This is a genomic window from Streptomyces sp. UC4497, assembly GCF_054871485.1.
Genome location: NZ_JBTYHB010000001.1, coordinates 115,901 through 135,270 on the forward strand (window position 1 = coordinate 115,901; position 19,370 = coordinate 135,270).

Genomic DNA, 19,370 nt, shown 5'->3' on the forward strand with positions numbered 1-19,370 from the left:
CTCCGGCCCGACCCAGCCCGTTACGTCCGTCGTAAGTTTGCAGCGAGACCCCACAGAGGAGAACCGTGTCGAGTGGGGCGGCGCTTACGAAAACGGTCTGGAGACGTCCCAGTGACACAGGAATCCCACCAGGAAACACACCACGTATCCATCGCCGAACACGTGGTGTCCGACGGCGCGTCCGGCCCCTACGCCCTCACCACGGGCCCGGACGACGCCCTGTGGTTCACCCTCGTCCACAGCGGCGAGATCGGCCGGCTCGTCCCGGGCGCCGATCCGACGCGCCACCGCCTCGACGCCCCCGACTGCGGACCGACCGTCATCACCCCGGGCCCGGACGGCGCCCTGTGGTTCACCGAGTACCGGGCGGACCGGATCGGGCGGATCACGGTGGCCGGCGCCGTCGACGAGTTCGATGTGCGCAGGCCCGGCTGCGGGCCGTTCGGGATCGCGGCGGGCCCCGACGGGGCGCTGTGGTTCACCGAGACGGCGGCCGACCGCATCGGCCGCATCACCGTGGACGGCGACGTCACCGAGTTCCCGCTCCCGGTCACCGGCGGCTTCCCCTCGGCGATCACGGCCGGGGCCGACGACGCGATGTGGTTCACCCTCAACCAGGCGAACGCCATCGGCCGGATCGGCATGGACGGCACGATCACCCTCCACGCCCTTCCTACGGAGGCGGCCGCCCCCGTAGGAATCGCCGCGGGCCACGACGGAGCGCTCTGGTTCGTCGAGATCGCCGCCGGGCAGGTCGGCCGGATCACTCCGGACGGCCGGATCACCGAGTTCCCGCTGGCCGACCGCGCCGCCCGCCCGCACGCCGTCACGGTCGACGCCGATGGCACCGCGTGGTTTACCGAGTGGGGCGCCAACCGCATCGGCACGCTCACGCCCGACGGCGCCCTCACCGTCCACGACCTGCCCACCCCGAACTCCGAACCGCACGGCATCGCCGTTGGCCCGGACGGCGCCGTGTGGACGGCGTTGGAGATCGGCGCGCTCGCGCGCATCGCGCCTGCGGGCCGCTCCACGTGACTGCCGAACCTGCCCACCGGATCGTCAGTTGCTGAGCGCCAGCCTGATACCGAAGACGCCGATGACGGTGCCGGTGATCCGGTCGAGCAGCCGACGGGCCTGGGGCTTGCGGAGCCAGCCCTGCAGGACGCGAGCGAAGCCGATGAGGACGGCGGACCAGAGCAGACCGATCACGACGTGCACCGTGGTGAGCAGGAGGCCCATGGAGAAGTGGCCGGTGCCCGGGGGGATTAACTGAGGCAGGACGGCGACGTAGAAGGCGCCCATCTTCGGGTTCAGGAGATTGGTGAGCGTCCCCTGCCGCCAGCCACCACTGAACGAGTCCGCGTCGGCGGCCGGACCCGAATCGTCCGTGTCCGCCGTGGGCAGCCCCCGGAAGGTGTCCCGGAGCATGCGGATCCCCATCCAGATCAGGTAGGCGGCACCGATCCAGCGCAACGCGGTGTAAGCGAGGTGGGAGGCCGTGAGAAGCGCGGTCACTCCGAGGGAGGTGAACGCGCCCCACACCAGGGTGCCGGTCTGGATTCCGAGGACGACGCCCCAGGCCCTCCTGCGCCGGCCGAGGGCCGACGTGCGCAGGATCAGCGCCGTGTCGAGTCCGGGAGTCAGAGTGAGAAGCCCTACAACTAGGGCGAAGGACCAAAGGGAGGAGCTTATTGCCATGGAATGCCAGGCTACCTCGCCAGATCGCCTGCCTTGTTGGCGGGTGCGGTGGATCTTGAGCTGTCACCGCTAATACCGCCGCGGACGGTCACCGCTGCTGTCACCGCTGCAGACAGGCGAACCCGCCTACGCCCCCACCAGCTCGCCCCACTCCACCGTCCGCCCGCACCACCGCTCCAGGAGCACCCGGTCGTGCCCCACGGCCAGCAGCCCCGCCCCGGTCTCCCGCCGGTAGTCCTCCACCACGCCCACCAGCGCGGCCGTGGTCGACGCGTCGAGCATGGCGGTCATCTCGTCGCAGATCAGCCAGCGGGGGCGCAGGGTGAGGGCGCGGGCGAGGCAGGCGCGTTGGAGTTGGCCGTCGCTGACCTCGTGGGGGCGGCGGGTCAGGAGGTCGGTGGACAGGCCGACCGTGTCCGCCAGTTCACTCACCCGGGCCGCGTGGTCAGCGCCGTTCGCGCGCAGGGGTTCCGCGATCAGGTCGGACAGGCGCAGGCGCGGGTCGGCGGACAGACGTGGCTGCTGGAAGACGACGCCGAACGCGGTGCGTTGGGAGCGCGGTGCGCGGTGGCGGAACACGTGGGCCGGTTCACCGTCGATCACGACCCGGCCCGCGTCCGGGGCGTGCAGCAGCGCCGCTACGCGCGCGAGGGTCGACTTGCCGCAGCCGCTCGGGCCGAGGAGTCCGACGCTTTCGCCGGGGCGGACGGTGAGGGTCACGTCGCGGATAGCCGGGGCGCGGCGGTCGTAGCCCGCGGTGATGGAGTGCAGTTCAAGCACGGGTGGCCTCCTGGTGGGCCGGTACGGGGTGGTGGCAGGCCACGCCGTCCGTGAGCGCGGGCATCGTCGTGCAGCGGTCGTCGGCGCCTTCGCATCGCGGGGCGAACGCGCAGCCCTCCCCCAGCGCGCTCAGCTCCGGCGGCATTCCGGGGATCGGGGTGAACTCGCGGTCGGGCAGGGCGTTGAGGAGGCCCCGGGCATACGGATGGCGGGGGCCGCGCGCCCCGAAGAAGGCGTCCGCGTCGGCCAGTTCGACGATGCGGCTCGCGTACATGACCGCCACCCGGTCCGCGATCCGCTCCGCCGCCGCGAGGTCGTGCGTGATCAGCAGCAGCGCCCGGTCGGTGCCGATGTGGCGGCGCAGTTCGTCGACGGTCCGCTCGACGAGGTCGCGGTCGAGGCCGGTGGTCGGCTCGTCGGCGAGGAGCAGCGGCGCGTCACCGACGAGCGCGAGCGCGGTCGCGGCGCGCTGCGCGAGTCCGCCGGAGAGTTCGTGGGGGTGGCGGTCGAGGTGGTCGAGCGGGAAGGCGGCGCGCTCGGCGGCTTCCTGGACGGCCACCGACAGCCGCGGACCCCGCCGCGGCGCTCCCGTCAACTGCCGCAGCGTCTCGGCCAGTTGTGAGCGCACCGTGCGGACCGGGGTGAGGTGCGCGGCCGGGCTCTGCGGCACCAGGCCGATCCGCCGACCTCGTACCGTACGCACGAGTGTCGCCTCGTCGGCCGCCATCAGGTCCAGGTCGCCGAGGCGCGCCGAGCCCGCCGTCTCCGCGTTCTGCGGCAGCAGCCCGAGGAGCGCGGAGGCCAGCACCGACTTTCCGCAGCCGCTCTCGCCCACGAGGGCCAGGCACTCCCCCGCCGCAAGGTCGAAGGAGGCGTCGCTGACGGCCCGTACGTACGCGCCGTCGCGCATTCGGAACCGTACGGACAGGTCGTCCACCGAAAGCACCGTGGTCACAGGGTCAGCTCCGATCGGCGGCGGGGGTTCAGGCGTTCACGCCAGGCGCCCGCGAGGCCCGCGATCGCCAGCGTCGGCACGATGATGAACAGGCCGGGGAAGAGGGTCGGCCACCAGTCGCCCGCGAGTAGCGAGCCGCGCGCCGTCTGGACGAGCGTGCCGAGGCTGGCCTGGTGGGTGGGCAGGCCCAACCCCAGGAAGGACAGGGCGGATTCGTGCCAGATCGCGTGCGGGACCATCAGCACCGCGGCGAGCGCCGCCTGCGGCAGGACTCCGGGCAGGAGGTGTCTGGCCGTCACCCGCCACCGTGAGGCTCCGCCGGAGATCGCCGCGTCCACGTAGGGGCGCGAGCGCAGCGACAGCACTTCCGCGCGCACGATGCGGGCGGTGGACAGCCAGTGCGTCAGGCCCACCGAGATCACGACCGGCCAGACGCCCGGCCGGAACATCGCCACGATGAAGATGCCGAGCAGCAGATGCGGCACCGACGAGAAAGTGTCCACCACGCGCATCACGCCCCGGTCCACCCAACCGCCGAGCGCGCCCGCGAGCGCCCCGACGGCGGTGCCGATGACGGTCGCGACGACGGCGGCCACCACGCCGACGAGCAGCGAGACCCGCAGCCCGTACACGCTGCGCAGCAACAGGTCGCGGCCGACGTCGTCGGTGCCGAACGGGTGCGCCCAGGAAGGTGGTTGGAGCTTCGCGGCGAGGTCGACGGCCTGCTGGTCCAGCTGGGTCAGCGGCGGCACAAGCAGCACGGCGAGGACGACCACGGACACGATCACCGCGGACGTACGTATCCGCCACGCGCGCGTGGAACGGCGCCGCACCCCGTGCGTCCGCCAGTTGAGGACCTGGTCAGCCATCGAAGCCCACCCTCGGATCGGCGATGCCGTACAGCAGGTCGGCGGCCCAGTTCCCGGCGAGCACGGCGAGGGTCGCGAGGACGGTGACGGCGGCGAGCAGCGGGAAGTCCACGGACGTGGCCGCCTGCACGGTCGCGGCGGCGATGCCCGGCCAGCTGAACACGGTCTCCACGAGCAGCGCCCCGGTGATGAGTTCGGGCACCCGTGACCCGATGAGCGTGAGCACGGGCAGCATGCCGGAGCGCAGCGCGTGCCCGAACAGGACGGTGCGCGGGGCCAGCCCGCGCGCCCTGGCCCCGCGCACGGGGTCCTCGTCGAGCGCGTCGCCCACGCCCTGACGGACGTACAGGACGAACCACGGCAGCTGCGATATCGCCAACACCCCCGCCGGGAGCGCGAGATGGGACCGCACCTGCCCGGCGGTGATCGTCGAGGAGCCCGTGTCGGTGAGCCCGCCGGCCGGCAGCACGCCGAGTTTCAGCGCGAACAGCCACACGGCGAGCAGGCCGAGCCAGAACGGGGGCGCGGCCTCCAGCGTGTACGCGAGCGAGGTGACGGCACGGTCGAGCCAGCCGCCCTGCCGGCGCGCCGCAAGGACGCCGAGGAGCGTGCCGAGGACGACCGCGACGAGGAACGCGGTGGCCGCCAGCAGCACCGACCAGCCGAGCCGCTCGCCGATCACCTGGGCGACCGGTTGCCGCATGACGGCCGAGTCGCCGAGGTCGCCGGTGAACGCGGACGTCAGCCAGTCCCACCAGCGGGCGAACAGCGGCTGGTCGACACCGAGGTTGACCCGCAGCTGGTCGAGGTTCTCCTGTGACGCGGTGAGCCCGGCCGTGCCCGCGTACGCCTTGACCGGATCGAAGGGGGAGGCCGCGGCGATCGCGAAGACGCCGAAGGTGACGGCGGCCAGGACGGGCACGGCGAACACGATCCGCCGGCCCGTCAGGCGCGCCATCGGCCCCCAGGGGAGCCGCCTGCTCATGCCTTCCAGTCCTCCACGTTCCACCACGGCCCGGAGGCGAGCCCGTGGTCGTGCGGCTCGATCTGCGTGGAGAGGTCGCCGAACTTCTTGTCGACTACGTAGAGATGGTCGATGTGGGTGAGGAAGGTGTAGCCGGGGTCCTTCACGAGTGCGCGTTGGACGGTGTCGTACGCGGCCTGCCGCTTCGCCTTGTCGTCGGTGCGGCGGGCGTCCTCCAGGGCGGCGTCGACCTTCTTGTTGTCGTAGTGCGCCATGTTGTTGAAGCCGTCGCCCGCGAGGGAGGACTTGAGCAGCGAGTACTGGTCGAAGTCGGGGTCGGCGGGCGCGCCGCCGCCCGCGAGGACGGCGTCCTTGGGCATGCGGGGCATGATGACTTCCCAGGTGCCGCTCTCGACCTTGACGTCGATGCCGAGCTTCTTGGCGTCGGAGGCGTAGGCGAGGGCGTGGTCCTGGCGGAGCTTGTCGCCGGTGAGGTACCAGAGCGGGAAGGCGGCGCGGACGCCGTCCTTCTTACGGATGCCGTCGGCTCCGGTCTTCCAACCCGCCTGGTCGAGGAGCTTCTTGGCCTTGGTGAGGTCGTGCGCGCGCTCCGTGCCCTTGGTGAACCACGGGCTGTCGGTGGGCACCGGACCGTAGGCCTCCTTGCCCGCGCCCTCCAGGATCTGGTCGACCATGGCCTTGCGGTCCACGCCGATGTCGAGGGCGCGGCGGATGTCGGTGTCACCGGCCACCTTGTTGCCGGTCGGCAGGGTGACGACGCGGTAGTCGAAGGAGTTCGCCGCGTAGGTCTTCTTGGCGGTGTCGGCCTTGAAGGTCTTGGCCAGGTTGGGCGGCAGGATGGCGCCGTCGAGGTCGCCGGAGCGCAGCCGGGTGGCGCGCACGTCGTCGTCCTTGATGATCGCCATGGTGAAGTTCTTGATCTTCGGCGCGCCGCCCCAGTAGTCGGGGTTGGCCTTGAAGACGAGCTTCTCGCCCTTGGACCACTTCACCAGCTTGTACGGGCCCGTACCGATGGGCCTCGTGGTGAACCTGCCGTTGTTCACGTCCTGTTGACCCGCGACGTGCTGGGGCGCGATGGGCAGGACGGTGCGCTCGGCGAACGGCGCGTAGGGGTACTTGAGGTGGAAGACGACGGTGTCGTCGCCCTTGGCCTCGACGTCCTTCACCGCGTCCAGTTCGGCCTTGGAGGCGTTGTTGGTCTTCTTGTCGAGGATGGTGTCGTAGGTGAAGACGACGTCCTTCGACGTGAACGGCTTGCCGTCGCTGAACTTCACGCCGTCGCGCAGCTTGTACGTGTAGGTGCGGCCGTCGTCGGTGACCTTCGGCAGCTCGTCCGCGAGCGCGGGCCTGAGCTTCATGTCGGCGTCGTGCGTGAGCAGCCCGTCGAAGATCTTCGAGTTGCCGTCCTTGCCGTAGCCGAGGAGCGGGCTGAGGCTGTCGGGCTCGTAGGCGATGCCGACGACGGCGCTGTCGCTGCCGCCGCCCTTGGCGTCGTCGTTCGGCGCCGCGCAGGCCGCAGCGGTCACCGCCAGTGCGGCGACCGCTGCTCCTGCTGTCGCGCTCCATGCCGGCCTGGCCACGCCACCCACCCCTATTCAAGATCAGCCGTTATTGCGAACAGGTCGCAATAATGCCATCCCGTCAAGAGGAGGTAAAACCCGGCTGTGGAGTTGTGTGCGCAGCAGCTTCCCTCAGGGGGCGCGCAGATCGACCAGTTCGGCCAGCTCCTCCCGGTGCCGTCCCGCCGTACCCAGCGCGATCGAGTCGGCCTTGGCGCGCTTGAGGTACAGGTGGATCGGGTGCTCCCACGTCATGCCGATGCCGCCGTGCAGTTGCAGCGCCTCCTCGGCGGCGTGCACCGCGACGGGCGCCGCGTACGCCTGGGCGACGGCGACCGCGATGTCCGCGTCCTCGCTGCCGGTGGCGAGCGCGTCGGCCGCATTGCGGGCGGCGGCACGGGTGTTGACCGTCTCCAGCCACAGCTGGGCGAGCCGGTGCTTGAGCGACTGGAAGGAGCCGACGGGCCGGTTGAACTGGTTGCGCTCCTTCGTGTAGCGCACGGTCTCCGTCAACAGCCAGTCGGCGAGCCCCAGTTGCTCGGACACGAGCAGCCCGGCACCGGCCCGTAGAGCCCGCCGCACCGCCGTCGCCGCGCTGCCGGTCAGCTTCCGCCCCGCGGTCCCCGCAAACGTCACGGCGGCCAGTGGGCGCGTACGGTCCAGGGAGACCTGCGGGTCGACGGTGACACCCTCGGCGCCCGCGTCGATCGCGAACAGGCCGCTCACGGTGGGCACGAGGAACACGTCGGCGGCGGCCGCGTCCGCGACGCCGGTGACGCGCCCGCTCAGCGCCCCGCCCTCTTCTCGTACGTCCCTGAAGTCCTGCCCGGGCGTGGCCGACAGCGGCACGGTGAGCACCCCGATGGAGCGGCCGGAGGCGAGCGCGGCGAGGACGGTGGCCGCCTCGTCCCCCTCGCAGGCGAGAAGCGCCTCGGTGGCGATGACGGCGCTGGTCAGGTACGGGACCGGGGCGACGGCACGCCCCAACTCCTCCAGGACCACGGCCGCTTCGCGGTGCGTGGCGCCCTGGCCGCCCTTGTCCTCCGGGACGAGGAGGCCGGCCAGGCCCATCGTCTCAGCGAGGTTCTTCCACAGCTCGCGGTCGTGCGGCGCGTCCGTGTCGACGCGGGCGAGGACCTCGGTGGCGTCGCAGTGGTCGGCGAGCAGGTCGCGAACCGCCGAGCGGAGCGCTTCCTCCTCCTCGGAGTAGAGGAGGTCGGGCTCGGTGTTCGTGGTGGTCGTCGTGGTCATCGGGCGAGGTCCTTCCAGGCGACGTCCTTGTCGGTGCGCGGCTCGGACGGCAGGCCCAGGACGCGCTCGGCGACGATGTTCAGCAGGATCTCGCTCGTCCCGCCCTCGATGCTGTTGCCCTTGGCGCGCAGATACCGGTAGCCGGCCTCGCGGCCCGAGAAGTCGACGATGTCGGGCCTGCGCAGGGTCCAGTCGTCGTACAACAGGCCCTCTTCGCCGAGGAGTTCGACCTCCAGGCCGCTGATCTCCTGGTTGAGGCGGGCGAAGCCGAGCTTCATGCCCGCGCCCTCGGGGCCGGGGTGTCCGGCGACGAGCTGCTGACGCAGGCGCTCGGACGTCAGGCGGGCGACCTCGGCCTCGACCCACTGCTTGACGAGGCGCTGGTGCAGGTCGTGGGTGCGCAGTTCGGGGCGCTCGCGCCAGGTCTTGGCGACGATGCCGACGAGCCCGCCCTCGCGCGGCACACGCATGCCGCCGATGGAGACGCGCTCGTTGTTGAGGGTGGTCTGGGCGACCCGCCAGCCGTCGCCGACCTCGCCGAGCCGGTGGGCGTCGGGGATCCGGACGTCGGAGAGGAACACCTCGTTGAACTCGGCCTCGCCGGTGATCTGGCGCAGCGGCCTGACCTCGACGCCGGGGTCGGTCATGTCGCACACGAAGTACGTCATACCCTTGTGCTTGGGCACGTCCGGGTCGGTGCGGGTGACGAGGATCGCGAAGCGGGCGTTGTGCGCGTTGGACGTCCACACCTTCTGGCCGTTGACGACCCAGGTGTCGCCGTCACGGACGGCGCGGGTGCCGAGCGCGGCCAGGTCGGATCCTGCGCCCGGCTCGCTGAACAGCTGGCACCAGATCTCCTCGCCGACCCAGAGCGGCTTGAGGAAGCGCTGCTTCTGCTCTTCGGTGCCGTAGCGGAGGATGGTGGGGGCGGCCATGCCGAGCCCGATCCCGTTGCGCCGGGGGTGGTTGTCCGGTGCGCCCGCGGCGGCCAGCTCGGCCTCGACGACGGCCTGGAGCGCGCGCGGCGCGTCGAGCCCGCCGAGGCCCTCGGGGTAGTGCACCCAGGCGAGACCGGCGTCGAAGCGGGCGCTGAGGAAGTCCTCGCGGCTCGTCGTCGCGGGCGGATGGGCGGCGAGGAACTCCTTTGTGCGGTCCCTCAGTTGGGCGGCGTCGAGGCTCATGCGGCGGCTCCTTCCTGCTGGCGGGCGTTCAGACCCGGCACCACCACGACGCGGCCCGTCGTGACGCCGTCGGCGACGCGCTGGACGGCGGACGCGGCGTCGCTCAGGTCGACGCGCTCGCTGACGAGCGGCTTGATGGCGCCGCTCGCGGCCAGCTCGATGAGCTTCTGGTGGCAGTGCGGGATGAGCTTCGGGTTCTTGGTGGCGTACAGGCCCCAGTGCAGCCCGAGGATCGAGTAGTTCTTCACGAGCGCGTGGTTGAGCGCGGCGGTCGGGATGGCGCCGGAGGCGAAGCCGACCACGACGATGCGGCCCTCGAAGGCGACGACCTTCGTGGACTGCCGGTACGCGTCGCCGCCCACCGGGTCGTAGATCACGTCGGCGCCCTGGCCGCCGGTGGCCTCCTTCACGGCGGCGATGACGTCCTCGGAGCGCCGGTCGATCACGACGTCGCAGCCGAGCTCGGCCGCGACCTTCGCCTTCTCGGGGCCGCCGACGACGCCGATGACCCGGGCGCCCGCGGCCTTGCCGAGCTGTACGGCGGCGCTGCCGACCCCGCCCGCGGCGGCGTGCACGAGGAGCGTCTCGCCCGCCTGGAGGTGGGCGCGCTGGTGCAGGCCGAACCAGCCGGTCTGGTAACCGATGTGGAGGGCGGCGACCTCGGCGTCGTCGAGCGATTCGGGCGCGGGCAGCAGGGACTTCGCGTCGGCGACCGTGTACTCGGCGAGGCCGCCGCGCGGCAGCGCGGGGTTGGCGATGACGCGGCGGCCGTCCTCGGTCTCGCCGCAGATCTCCACGCCCGGCGTGAACGGCAGTGGCGGCGTCACCTGGTACTGCCCCTTGCACAGCAGGGCGTCCGGGAAGTTGATGTTGGCGGCGCGCACCTTGAGCAGAACCTGCCCCTCACCGGGCTCGGGACGCGCCACCTCTTCGAGGCGCATCACCTCGCTCGGCTCGCCGTTCTCGTGCACTTGCCATGCCTGCATGCGGAGCCTCCACGGGACTGCTTCGTCAAACCGGGTTCGGCCGCATACTAAGCGGTCGCTTGCCGATCTGTGAATGCCCCTGCGGGGGTCACTGGTCCTTCTTCCGCGCGGGCCGTGCCCGTACGTGCATCCGCTCCCCCTGCGGCCCGAACAGCACGAGGAACTCGGCGGGCCCCTCCCCCGTCGACCCGAACCAGTGGGGCACGCGCGTGTCGAACTCGACGACCTCCCCCGGCTCCAGCACCACGTCGTGCTCGCCGAGCACCAGCCGCAGCTTGCCGGAGAGCATGTACATCCACTCGTAGCCCTCATGCGTCTTTTGTTCCGGCTCCAGCCGACGCTGCGGCTCGATCACCTTGTACGCCTGGAGCCCGCCCGGCTTCCGCGTCAACGGGATCATGGTCCGACCGCCCCGGATAATCGGCTTCGCCTGCACCCGCGGGTCCTCCACGGGCGGGGCGCCGACCAGCTCGTCCAGCGGCACCTTGTGCGCGCGGGCGATGGGCAGCAGCAGCTCCAGGCTGGGCTTGCGCAGGCCCGACTCCAGGCGGGACAGCGTGCTCACGGAAATGCCCGTGGTCTCGGAGAGTCCGGACAGGGTGGCGCCGCGGTCCTTGCGCAGCGCGCGCAGTCTGGACCCCACGCCGGACAGGACGGCGTCCATGCTCGCGTCCGACTGCTCGTCCTCATGGTGCTGATGACCTTGCCGATTCATGAATCCATTGCAGTTTCAGCAAGCTTGTTTGTCAATACGGCGAGAGCGGGTGCACCTTCGAGACCAAGGCATTCCACGATTATGAGGCGGTCACCATGCAGGCACAGGTCAAGCAGGGCACACAGGACACATACGAGGTCGTGATCGTCGGCGGCGGAACGGCGGGCCTGACCGCCGCGCTGATCCTGGGCCGCTCGCGCCGCTCGGTCCTCGTGGTCGACGCGGGCGAACCGCGCAACGCGCCGGCCGCGCACATGCACGGCTTCCCGTCGCGGGACGGCATGCCGCCCGCCGAATTCCTGGCGGAGGTGCGGCGGGAGGTCATCGAGTACGGCGTCGAGCTGGTACGGGACCGGGTGACGGCGGCCGAGCCGGACGGGGCGGGCGAGTTCGAGGTGACGCTGGCGGACGGCGGCCGGGTGCACGCACGACGCCTCGTCATCGCCACCGGCCTGGTGGACGAGCTCCCCGACATCCCCGGCCTCGCCGAACGCTGGGGCAATGACGTGATCCACTGCCCGTTCTGCCACGGCTACGAGGTGCGCGACCAGCCCATCGCCGTCCTGTACCGCAAGGCGACGGGCATCCACCAGGCCCTCCTCTTCAGCGGCCTCTCCTCCGACGTGACGCTGTTCCTGAACGGCGCGGACGAGGACGACCTCCCGGACGAGCACTGGCAGACGCTGGCGGCGGCCGGGGTGAGCGTGGTGAGCGGCAAGGTCGACGGCATCGAGGTGACGAACGACCGGCTGACCGGCGTGCGCCTCGAAGGCGGCCGGATCTTCCCGCGCTCGGTACTCGTCGTCCCGACGGTGATGGTGCCGCGCGACTCCCTGCTGAGCGCGCTCGGCGCCCGCACGAAGGACACCCCGGCGGGCCCCTTCGTCGAGGTCGACCCCACCGGCCTGACCAGCGTCCCGGGCGTCTGGGCGGTCGGCAACGCGACCGGCCCCGCCGAACAGGTCGTCAACGCGGCCAGCGCCGGCTACCGCGCCGGCGTCACCCTCCACGCCCAACTCCTCCACGCGGACCTGGAGCGCGAGGTCGCGCGACGCCGCGCCGGCGTGTTCTCACCGGAGGGCGAGCAGGCGGTGGCACGGGCGCGGCGGGAGGCTGTGGGGGCGTGACGGACATCCGGGGCTGGGCGTGCCATTCACGCCCAGCCCCGGGGTACGTCATTCGCCCGCGCCGCTCTCCCCCTCCCACCGCAGCAGATCTCCCGGCTGGCACTCGAGGACCTCGCAGAGGGCGGCGAGGGTGGTGAAGCGGACTGCCTTGGCGCGGCCGTTCTTGAGGACCGCGAGGTTGGCGGGGGTGATGCCCACGCGGTCGGCCAGTTCACCGACGGACATCTTGCGTTTGGCCAGCATCACGTCGACGTCGACGACGATCGGCATCAGATCACCTCGTCCAGCTCGGCCCGCAGCTCCGTCGCCTCGACGTCGCGCGCGACCGCCTGGGCGAGCAGCATCCGCAGTACGAGCACGATGAGCGCGACCCCGAGGACGGCCAGGCCGATGCCGCCCATGATGAGGGTGACGCCCGGGTCCTCCCGCTGGCCGGGTGCGTTGACGGCCGTGACCGTGAACCACAGGAGGCCGGCCGCGACGATCGCGCCGATCACCCCGTCCACGTACCGGAAGGCGGCGTCGGAGAACACGGTTCCGCGGCGGACCATCGCCACGAGCCGCCATACGCAGACCAGGGCGACCTGGGCCGCGGCCATCCCCAGGATCGTGATCACGCGCAGGGCGGTCAGCGGCAGCGTGCCGTCCTCCGGGTCGCTCCCGCTGATCAGCAGCCACGCCATCGACACCTGCACGAACACGGTGCCCGTGAGCACCACCGCGAGCACGGCGCGCAGTGCGCGCACGGTCCACTTCCCCATGACCCATCCACCCTGGTCTATCTATTGAATTGCGATGGGAAACTATCGAATTTCGATAGGTTGGGCAAGGGGGTCGGGTGAGGTTGGTTCAGGTCGCTCGTGGGTCAGGCGTGCTCGGGCACTGGTGTTTCCCGTGGCGCAGTGAGCCACGAACGCCGGCGGCGGCGTTCGATGAGCAGAAAGACCATCAGGCCGAGCAGGGTCATCGTGGCTCCGGCCACGGCCAGTTCCGGATAGTGGTGGGTGCGGTCCAGGACGAGGCCGCCCACCGCGGAGCCAAAGGCCACGCCCGCGTTGAACGACGCGGCCGCGAGCGCCGAGACCAGGGCGGAAGCGGCGCCTGCGATGTGCAGCACGTAGGACTGCAGGGGCGGAACCATGCCGAAGCCCGCGCCGCCGAGCAGCACCAGGAGGACCAGGGTGGCGGGCAGAACCGAGCCCAGCGCCCACAGGGCCAGCAGCCCGACGGTCAGGGTACCGAGGATGACGACGACCGTGCGGGTCACCGAGCGGTCCGCGTAGCGGCCGCCGAGGGCGTTTCCGGCGATCAGGCCCGCGCCGAACAGCAGCAGGATCCAGGTGACGGAGCCGGGGGACACGCCGGTGACGGTGGTCAGGTAGGGGGCGATGTAGGTGTAGACGACGAAGAGGCCGCCGTAGCTGAGCGCGATGGCGAGGAACGCGGCCCATAGTCCCCCGCTGCGCAGGACGGCGAAGCCGCGGTCCTCGCCCGCGCTGTCGCCGCCCGCGGGCGCCGCGGGCAGCAGCAGCCACATGGCGAGGGCGCCGATGGCGGCGAGGGCGGAGACGACCCAGAACGCCGACTCCCAACCAGCCGCGCGTCCGACGACGTTGCCGATGGGGACACCGATCACGTTGGAGACGGTGAATCCGGTGAAGACGACGGCGATGGCCGTGGCCCGCCGGTTGGGGGCGACCAGGCCGCCGGCGATGGTGATCGCCGTGCCGAGGAAGCCGCCCAGCATGGCTCCGGCGAGCGCACGGGAGACGGACACCACCAGCAGGTTGCCGGCGAGGGCGGTGACGGCGTTGGCCACCAGGAACACGAGGGTGAGGCAGATGACCACGGGCTTGCGGGGCAGGCGGAGCGTGGCGGCCGCAACGAGCGGGCCGCCGATCATCGCGCCGAGCGCGAAGCTGGTCGTCACCCAGCCCGCCTGGGAGACCGATACGGCGAGGTCGTCACTGATGAGCGGCAGCAGGCCGTTGGGCACGAGTTCCGCTGTGCCGAGCGCGAAGGCGGTCAGGGCGAGCGCAACGATGGGGAGAGGCATGTTCCCGATCGTGAAAGACGCGCAGGTCAGCTACCAGATCCCGGCTTTTGCACCCCTGGGGAAGGGTGGCACCGACAGGGATATGGTCGCGCGCGGGCACCACCGCATAAGGTTGATATATGAACGATCCAGGTGATCTGGCCGTCTTCCTCCGGGCCAAGCGCGCCGCCCTGCCGCCGGAGGCGACTCCCCTCAACGGCTTCGGGGTGCGCCGCCGCGTCCCCGGGCTGCGGCGGGAAGAGGTCGCGCAGCTGGCCGGGGTCAGCGTCACGTACTACACCCGCCTGGAACAGGGCCACAGCCGCCATGCCTCCGACGAGGTGCTGCTGGCCCTGGCCCGGGCGCTGCAGCTGTCCGTCACGGAGACCGAGCACCTGCTCGACCTCGTGCGCGCCAAGCGCACCACCGCCGCCGCCACGGACTCCGGGCCGGAGACCGCCGGCCGGAACGCGCGGACCTTGCTGTCGCTGGTCGACACCCGCCCCGCGGTCATCCTCGGCCGCCGCAACGACGTGCTGGCCTGGAACGAGCTCGGGCACGCCCTGATCGCCCCGCATCTGCCGGCCGACGCGCCCGAGCACCCCGACTCCCGCCCCTCCTTGCCCCGCCTGCTCTTCCTCGACCCACAGGCCCGGTCGCTGTACAGGGACTGGGGCCAGGAGGCCGCCGACTACGTCGCCTATCTGCGGCTGATCAGCGGGAAGTACCCGGACGACGAGGCCCTGACCCGTATGGTCGGCGAACTGTGCGTCCACGACGACGACTTCGCCGCCCTGTGGGCCTCGGGGCGCGTCGGCGAATGCGTCGCCGGCACCAAGCGCATGGTCCACCCCAGAGCCGGCGAGATCACCGTCGACTTCCAGCTCTGGGCCCAGTCGGACCGGCCCGACCACCGCATCGAGATCTACGAGCTGCGTGACGACCCCGACGGGATCCGCACCGGCGCGCTGCTGGACACCGGCGCCCTTCGCCTGCCGCAGTATTGATCGGGCCCCACCGGGCGCCGGGAACCCAACACCCCTCCACCCATGGAAGATTGAGCGTTCACGCGGTATCCATGTGCGCCATGACGCACTCCTCGCCCGCCCCGCGCGGCCTCCCCACCCCTCCCCCGCTCGGCACGCCCGCGCTGCCCCCGGGCACGTACGACGACCGGCTCGCGCTGGTGACCGGGGGTGGTACGGGGCTCGGGCGGGCCGTCGCCGCGGAGTTCGCGCGGCTCGGGGCCGGAGTGATGATCGTCAGCCGGAAGACGGAGCATCTGGCGCCCGCGCGCGAGGAGTTGCAGGCGATCGAGGGCGCGGGGCTGATCACGGCGGCGACCTGCGACATCCGGGACGCGGCCCGGATCACGGAGATCTTCGACGCGGCGTTCGCGGCGCACGGCCGGATGCCGGACGTGCTGGTGAACAACGCGGCCGCCAACTTCCCCGTACCGGCTGAGGAGTTGTCTCCGAACGGCTGGCGATCCGTCATCGACATCACGCTCAACGGAACGTACTTCATGACCCGCGAGTTCGGGCGCCGGCACCTGGCGGCAGGCACGCCGGGCTCGGTGATCGCCGTCGGCGCGTCGTACGCGTGGACGGGCGGGCCCGGTTTCGCGCACAGTTCGGCGGCGAAGGCGGGCGTGAAGAACCTGGTGGAGACGCTCGCCGTGGAGTGGGGGCCGTACGGGATCCAGGTCAACGGCCTGGTGCCGGGCCTCATGCCGCACGAGGACATGACGCCCGACATCCGCGACAACCTCGACCGCGCCGAGGACCCCGCCGCCCGCCAGCCCGCGCTCCGGGTGGGCGCGCCACGGGAGTTGGGGTGGGCGGCGACGTTCCTCGCCTCGCCCTACGCCCGTTTCGTCAGCGGCCACACGCTGGTGGTGGACGGCGCGAACTGGCAGCGCCGCACCTTGGTCAACGCGCCGGTGACTCCGGTGCGGGAGCAGATGGGTCGCGGCCCGTTCGAGGGAGGCTGACGGGCCACGGGCGCCGTACGGGTCTCAGCCGAGCCGCTGCCCGTACACGTGGTCCACGGCCATCACCATCAGCACCCGGCGGTCGGACACCATCACCGACCGGTACTCGTCCCAGTCCGGGTGCTCGCCCGCCGCTTTGCGGTAGTAGTCGACGAGCGCCTCGACCTCGGGGCCCTTGGGGTCGGTGCCCGGTCCGACGAGCGTCACGGCGCCCTCGGCGGTGGCCCAGGCACGGCCGTCGGAGGCTGTCACCTCCAGCGCGGCGCGGGGGTCGCGGCGCAGGTTCGCGGTCTTGGCACGCCCCTCGGTCATCGACACGTACAACGTATCGGTGTCGGGGTCGAAGAACGGCTGGACCGGGGAGAGTTGGGGCCGACCGTCGGCCTTGAGGGTGGCGAGCACGCCGAGCCTGCTCTCGGCGAGGAGGGTGCGGGGGTCGAAGGGCGCGGATGTCATGGTCACCTTTCGGGCGGACGCTACGACGTCGACGCGGTCCGCCGACACCTTTGCGAACGTCTCACGCGCCCCGGTATTCCGGCGGCCTGCGCCGCGCCTTCGCCGTGAATCCTTCGGTCGCGTCCTCGGAGGTGAGCGTCAGCGCAGCGCTCATGGCGACCCGGTCGAGCGCCGCGTCGAGCCCGGCGTCCGCGTACGCGTCGATGTCGCGCTTGACGGACTGCACGGCGAGCGGCGCGTTACCGGCGATCTCGGCGGCCACGTCGCGTGCGGCGCGCTCCAACTCGTCCACCGGTAGGACCTGTTGAAGGAGGTTCAGCCGGTGGGCGGTCCCCGCGTCGATCCGCCGCCCGGTCAGCGCGAGGAACTTTGCCCAACCGGCCCCCGCCTCGCGTGCGATCCGCAGATCCCCGCCCGCGTCGACCGCGACCCCCAACTGCGCCTCCGGCAGCGCGAACACGGCGTCGTCGGCCGCGATCCGCACATCCGCCATGAGTGCCAGCTCGAACCCGAAGCCCAGGCAGTACCCCTGTACGGCCGCGACCACGGGCTGCGGCAGCCGCGCGAACGCGGCGAACCGCTCGTGCACCCACCGAATGCCTTCGTAGTACGCCCGGTGCCGCGCGGAACCGCTCTCCCCCTCGATGCCACCACCGGGCGCGGTCACATCGATCCCCGCGCAGAAGGCCCGCCCCTCGGCGCGCAACAGCACGACACGTATCCGCTCGTCGAACCGGATCCGGTCGGCCATGATGCCCAGCTGCCGACTGGACTCCCAGCTCCAGGCGTTGAGCTTGGCCGGACGGCACAGCGTGAGCACACCGACGCCGCTCTTCTCGACGTCGAGGCGCAGCCGCCGCTCGTCCCCTTCGGGGATGCGGGTGTCGGTCGTGTCGATCATCCGCGCAGGGTAGCGGCGGGGTCTCGCATCCTGAAGACCTACCGAGCCCCCAACTCGCGCGCGCCGGCGAACTCCGCGCCGAGGCCGACACCCGCCGTAACCCCCGCACGACCGATCGACCTCCCCGTGGCCTGCGTACGCGGGTGGGCTGGACGCTGGTCGAGGTGGGCCTGAAGCTCGCCGCACCACCGAGGTCGGCGAGCGCCACACCGTAGCCCCGCGTCGAAGCGTCAGGCCCGGAGCAGGTCGGTCGAGACGGTCCAGAGGCGCTCGGCGGTCGCGGGATCGAGTGCCCATTCCTTGACACCGTGCGGGTGCTGCGCGAGTTCGGCGTCGTTCGGCACGGTGTACGCCTCTTGCCCATCGTCGAGGTAGCGGCCCCCGGTGTGGGCGAACTGCGGGGCGACCGCCGCGACGATGCTGGTGGCGGCCCCCTGCTCGACCGTCTTGTACGTGAAGGTGCCGGCGGCCTCGGCCGCGTCGAGCGACGCCTTCTGTTCGGGCGTGAAGTTCCGTTGCAGCCCCGTCGCGACGCCCCCGGGGTTCACCGCATTGGCCACGATGCCGTCGGACGCCCAGCGGCGGGTCGCCTCGACGGCGAAGAGCGAGTTCGCCGTCTTGGACTGGGCGTAGGCGAGTTGCGGATCGTACGCGCGGCGCTCGAAGTGAAGGTCGGTGAAGTCGACGCCGGCCCGCATGTGGGCCGTGGAACTGGCCGAGACGATGCGCGCCCCGTCTCGCTCGGCCGCTCCCTGCGCCAGTGCGCCACACAGCCCGGTGGCCAGCGCGAAGTGACCGAGATGGTTCGTCACGAACTGCAACTCCCAGCCCTCACGCGTGCGTTCAAGGCCACCGGTGACCACACCGGCGTTGTTGATCAGCAGATGCAGCGGCCCGCTCCAGCTGTCGACGAAGCGCGCGACGGAGGCCCCGTCGGCAAGGTCCAGCCGGACGACCCGCGGCCGGACACCGACCGTCGACTTCGCGATCCTCTCGGCGACGGCCTCCCCCGCGGCCGTGTCGCGGACGGCGAGCGTCACCTCCGCCCCGGCGGCGGCCAGCGCACGCGCCGTCTCGGCCCCGAGCCCGGAGGAAGCCCCTGTCACGACCGCGCGGACACCGGCGAGGTCAACGCCGCGCAGCACCTCCTCAGCGGTGGTCGAGGCGGTGAAGGGAGTGGTGATGAGGGCGGGAGCATCCATGCGACCGACTATACGCACTGGACTGGATTTGTATAGTTCGCGTACCGCTCTTACGCTCACACCATGAGCACCCCCGACGCCGACCGCCGCACCCTGGTCCTGGACTCCGCCATGGCCACGTTCGCGCGCTTCGGATACCGGAAGACCTCCATGGACGAGGTGGCACGAGCCGCGCACATCTCCCGGCCCGGCCTCTACTTCCTCTTCTCCTCGAAGGAGACCCTGTTCCGCGCCGCGGTCACCCAGACCCTGGAGCGGGACATCAGCGCGATCGAAGGCGTCCTGGCCGACACCGGCCGCCCCCTCGCCGACCGGCTCGTGGACGCGTTCGACCGGTGGGCGGGCCGGTACGTCGGTCCAATGTCGCGCGACGTGCCAGCGGTCATCGAAGGCAACCCCGGGCTCCTCGGCGAGATCGTCGACACAGCGCCACGACGCTTCGAGGATCTGATCACCGACGCGATCACCCTCGCATCGACCCAGGAGGCCGCCACCCCCGTCGCCCAGACCTTGATCAGCACATCGATCGGCCTCAAACACCAGGCGGAATCACGGGAGTTCTACGTGGACCGGATGAGGACCGCCGTGGCGCTGCTGGTGCGCTAGGCACTCCGCCGGCCCCTCCATCGGCGATCCACACGCGCACCGGCCAGGGGTAGACACTGTCTACCGCC

21 protein-coding genes are annotated in these 19,370 nt (G+C 71.5%); 5 read left to right on the forward strand and 16 right to left on the reverse strand.

Features of this window, described 5'->3' with window-relative positions; translation table 11 throughout:
- The first annotated feature begins 111 nt into the window (after positions 1–111).
- Positions 112–1,038 carry a Vgb family protein gene (locus tag ACYSUO_RS00420; protein WP_461773930.1) on the forward strand — a complete coding sequence of 309 codons (927 nt, stop codon included), beginning with the start codon at positions 112–114 and terminating at the stop codon, positions 1,036–1,038.
- A 24-nt stretch (positions 1,039–1,062) separates the two neighbouring features.
- On the opposite strand, the gene ACYSUO_RS00425 is transcribed toward ACYSUO_RS00420, so the two are convergent.
- The 10 genes from ACYSUO_RS00425 to ACYSUO_RS00470 form a co-directional block, all read right to left on the reverse strand.
- Positions 1,063–1,701: a LysE family translocator gene (locus ACYSUO_RS00425; RefSeq protein ID WP_461773931.1), complete on the reverse strand. Its 639-nt coding sequence runs from the start codon at positions 1,699–1,701 to the stop codon at positions 1,063–1,065.
- Positions 1,702–1,827: 126 nt separating this feature from the next.
- The gene (locus ACYSUO_RS00430) at positions 1,828–2,481 is read right to left on the reverse strand and encodes an ABC transporter ATP-binding protein (RefSeq protein WP_461773932.1); all 654 of its coding nucleotides are present in this window, start codon (positions 2,479–2,481) and stop codon (positions 1,828–1,830) included.
- Positions 2,474–3,391, reverse strand: coding sequence for an ABC transporter ATP-binding protein (locus ACYSUO_RS00435; protein ID WP_461774353.1), 918 nt, complete (start codon positions 3,389–3,391; stop codon positions 2,474–2,476). Before ACYSUO_RS00435 ends, ACYSUO_RS00430 begins: the two co-directional genes overlap by 8 nt.
- A gap of 41 nt (positions 3,392–3,432) precedes the next feature.
- Positions 3,433–4,305: an ABC transporter permease gene (locus ACYSUO_RS00440; protein ID WP_461773933.1), complete on the reverse strand. Its 873-nt coding sequence runs from the start codon at positions 4,303–4,305 to the stop codon at positions 3,433–3,435.
- Positions 4,298–5,290, reverse strand: coding sequence for an ABC transporter permease (locus ACYSUO_RS00445; protein ID WP_461773934.1), 993 nt, complete (start codon positions 5,288–5,290; stop codon positions 4,298–4,300). Before ACYSUO_RS00445 ends, ACYSUO_RS00440 begins: the two co-directional genes overlap by 8 nt.
- Positions 5,287–6,870, reverse strand: coding sequence for an ABC transporter substrate-binding protein (locus ACYSUO_RS00450; protein WP_461773935.1), 1,584 nt, complete (start codon positions 6,868–6,870; stop codon positions 5,287–5,289). Before ACYSUO_RS00450 ends, ACYSUO_RS00445 begins: the two co-directional genes overlap by 4 nt.
- Before the next feature lie 111 nt (positions 6,871–6,981).
- Positions 6,982–8,100, reverse strand: coding sequence for an acyl-CoA dehydrogenase family protein (locus ACYSUO_RS00455; protein ID WP_461773936.1), 1,119 nt, complete (start codon positions 8,098–8,100; stop codon positions 6,982–6,984).
- Positions 8,097–9,281, reverse strand: a complete 1,185-nt coding sequence (locus ACYSUO_RS00460; RefSeq protein WP_461773937.1) for an acyl-CoA dehydrogenase family protein — start codon at positions 9,279–9,281, stop codon at positions 8,097–8,099. Before ACYSUO_RS00460 ends, ACYSUO_RS00455 begins: the two co-directional genes overlap by 4 nt.
- Positions 9,278–10,267 (reverse strand): NADPH:quinone oxidoreductase family protein, encoded by a 990-nt coding sequence (locus tag ACYSUO_RS00465; protein WP_461773938.1) that lies wholly within the window; start codon positions 10,265–10,267, stop codon positions 9,278–9,280. The genes ACYSUO_RS00460 and ACYSUO_RS00465 overlap by 4 nt, the downstream gene beginning before the upstream one ends.
- A gap of 88 nt (positions 10,268–10,355) precedes the next feature.
- Positions 10,356–10,982, reverse strand: a complete 627-nt coding sequence (locus ACYSUO_RS00470) for a helix-turn-helix domain-containing protein (RefSeq protein WP_403715959.1) — start codon at positions 10,980–10,982, stop codon at positions 10,356–10,358.
- Positions 10,983–11,077: 95 nt separating this feature from the next.
- Here ACYSUO_RS00470 and ACYSUO_RS00475 point away from each other — a divergent pair, with 95 nt between their 5' ends.
- Positions 11,078–12,109, forward strand: a complete 1,032-nt coding sequence (locus tag ACYSUO_RS00475) for an NAD(P)/FAD-dependent oxidoreductase (protein WP_461773939.1) — start codon at positions 11,078–11,080, stop codon at positions 12,107–12,109.
- A 48-nt stretch (positions 12,110–12,157) separates the two neighbouring features.
- Here ACYSUO_RS00475 and ACYSUO_RS00480 read toward each other — a convergent pair whose 3' ends face one another.
- The 3 genes from ACYSUO_RS00480 to ACYSUO_RS00490 form a co-directional block, all read right to left on the reverse strand.
- The gene (locus tag ACYSUO_RS00480) at positions 12,158–12,379 is read right to left on the reverse strand and encodes a helix-turn-helix domain-containing protein (protein WP_461773940.1); all 222 of its coding nucleotides are present in this window, start codon (positions 12,377–12,379) and stop codon (positions 12,158–12,160) included.
- A complete protein-coding gene (locus ACYSUO_RS00485) occupies positions 12,379–12,870 on the reverse strand; it encodes a DUF2975 domain-containing protein (protein ID WP_461773941.1) in 492 nt (163 codons plus the stop codon). The genes ACYSUO_RS00480 and ACYSUO_RS00485 overlap by 1 nt, the downstream gene beginning before the upstream one ends.
- A gap of 104 nt (positions 12,871–12,974) precedes the next feature.
- The gene (locus ACYSUO_RS00490; protein WP_461773942.1) at positions 12,975–14,165 is read right to left on the reverse strand and encodes an MFS transporter; all 1,191 of its coding nucleotides are present in this window, start codon (positions 14,163–14,165) and stop codon (positions 12,975–12,977) included.
- A 119-nt stretch (positions 14,166–14,284) separates the two neighbouring features.
- Here ACYSUO_RS00490 and ACYSUO_RS00495 point away from each other — a divergent pair, with 119 nt between their 5' ends.
- Together ACYSUO_RS00495 and ACYSUO_RS00500 are read left to right on the forward strand one after the other, a co-directional pair.
- Positions 14,285–15,151, forward strand: coding sequence for a helix-turn-helix domain-containing protein (locus ACYSUO_RS00495; protein WP_461773943.1), 867 nt, complete (start codon positions 14,285–14,287; stop codon positions 15,149–15,151).
- A gap of 80 nt (positions 15,152–15,231) precedes the next feature.
- On the forward strand, positions 15,232–16,137 hold the full coding sequence (locus ACYSUO_RS00500; protein ID WP_461773944.1) for an SDR family oxidoreductase: 906 nt from the start codon (positions 15,232–15,234) through the stop codon (positions 16,135–16,137).
- A 24-nt stretch (positions 16,138–16,161) separates the two neighbouring features.
- Here ACYSUO_RS00500 and ACYSUO_RS00505 read toward each other — a convergent pair whose 3' ends face one another.
- From ACYSUO_RS00505 to ACYSUO_RS00515, 3 genes are all read right to left on the reverse strand, one after another.
- Entirely contained in the window at positions 16,162–16,593 is a 432-nt protein-coding gene (locus tag ACYSUO_RS00505; RefSeq protein ID WP_461773945.1) for a PPOX class F420-dependent oxidoreductase, read from the reverse strand.
- A 61-nt stretch (positions 16,594–16,654) separates the two neighbouring features.
- Positions 16,655–17,494 (reverse strand): enoyl-CoA hydratase/isomerase family protein, encoded by an 840-nt coding sequence (locus ACYSUO_RS00510; RefSeq protein ID WP_461773946.1) that lies wholly within the window; start codon positions 17,492–17,494, stop codon positions 16,655–16,657.
- Between the two features lie 230 nt (positions 17,495–17,724).
- Positions 17,725–18,696: an SDR family NAD(P)-dependent oxidoreductase gene (locus ACYSUO_RS00515; RefSeq protein WP_461773947.1), complete on the reverse strand. Its 972-nt coding sequence runs from the start codon at positions 18,694–18,696 to the stop codon at positions 17,725–17,727.
- Positions 18,697–18,759: 63 nt separating this feature from the next.
- On the opposite strand from ACYSUO_RS00515, the gene ACYSUO_RS00520 reads away from it, so the two are divergent.
- Positions 18,760–19,302, forward strand: a complete 543-nt coding sequence (locus ACYSUO_RS00520) for a TetR/AcrR family transcriptional regulator (protein ID WP_461773948.1) — start codon at positions 18,760–18,762, stop codon at positions 19,300–19,302.
- Positions 19,303–19,370: the final 68 nt, after the last annotated feature.

Coding starts and splice junctions, on each gene's coding strand:
- ACYSUO_RS00435 (WP_461774353.1), bottom strand. CDS start 3,391: ATGCGCGACGGCGCGTACGTACGGGCCGTCAGCGACGCCTCCTTCGAC.
- ACYSUO_RS00480 (WP_461773940.1), bottom strand. CDS start 12,379: ATGCCGATCGTCGTCGACGTCGACGTGATGCTGGCCAAACGCAAGATG.
- ACYSUO_RS00440 (WP_461773933.1), bottom strand. CDS start 4,305: ATGGCTGACCAGGTCCTCAACTGGCGGACGCACGGGGTGCGGCGCCGT.
- ACYSUO_RS00470 (WP_403715959.1), bottom strand. CDS start 10,982: ATGAATCGGCAAGGTCATCAGCACCATGAGGACGAGCAGTCGGACGCG.
- ACYSUO_RS00460 (WP_461773937.1), bottom strand. CDS start 9,281: ATGAGCCTCGACGCCGCCCAACTGAGGGACCGCACAAAGGAGTTCCTC.
- ACYSUO_RS00445 (WP_461773934.1), bottom strand. CDS start 5,290: ATGAGCAGGCGGCTCCCCTGGGGGCCGATGGCGCGCCTGACGGGCCGG.
- ACYSUO_RS00490 (WP_461773942.1), bottom strand. CDS start 14,165: ATGCCTCTCCCCATCGTTGCGCTCGCCCTGACCGCCTTCGCGCTCGGC.
- ACYSUO_RS00510 (WP_461773946.1), bottom strand. CDS start 17,494: ATGATCGACACGACCGACACCCGCATCCCCGAAGGGGACGAGCGGCGG.
- ACYSUO_RS00495 (WP_461773943.1), top strand. CDS start 14,285: ATGAACGATCCAGGTGATCTGGCCGTCTTCCTCCGGGCCAAGCGCGCC.
- ACYSUO_RS00465 (WP_461773938.1), bottom strand. CDS start 10,267: ATGCAGGCATGGCAAGTGCACGAGAACGGCGAGCCGAGCGAGGTGATG.
- ACYSUO_RS00520 (WP_461773948.1), top strand. CDS start 18,760: ATGAGCACCCCCGACGCCGACCGCCGCACCCTGGTCCTGGACTCCGCC.
- ACYSUO_RS00485 (WP_461773941.1), bottom strand. CDS start 12,870: ATGGGGAAGTGGACCGTGCGCGCACTGCGCGCCGTGCTCGCGGTGGTG.
- ACYSUO_RS00425 (WP_461773931.1), bottom strand. CDS start 1,701: ATGGCAATAAGCTCCTCCCTTTGGTCCTTCGCCCTAGTTGTAGGGCTT.
- ACYSUO_RS00455 (WP_461773936.1), bottom strand. CDS start 8,100: ATGACCACGACGACCACCACGAACACCGAGCCCGACCTCCTCTACTCC.
- ACYSUO_RS00475 (WP_461773939.1), top strand. CDS start 11,078: ATGCAGGCACAGGTCAAGCAGGGCACACAGGACACATACGAGGTCGTG.
- ACYSUO_RS00505 (WP_461773945.1), bottom strand. CDS start 16,593: ATGACATCCGCGCCCTTCGACCCCCGCACCCTCCTCGCCGAGAGCAGG.
- ACYSUO_RS00500 (WP_461773944.1), top strand. CDS start 15,232: ATGACGCACTCCTCGCCCGCCCCGCGCGGCCTCCCCACCCCTCCCCCG.
- ACYSUO_RS00515 (WP_461773947.1), bottom strand. CDS start 18,696: ATGGATGCTCCCGCCCTCATCACCACTCCCTTCACCGCCTCGACCACC.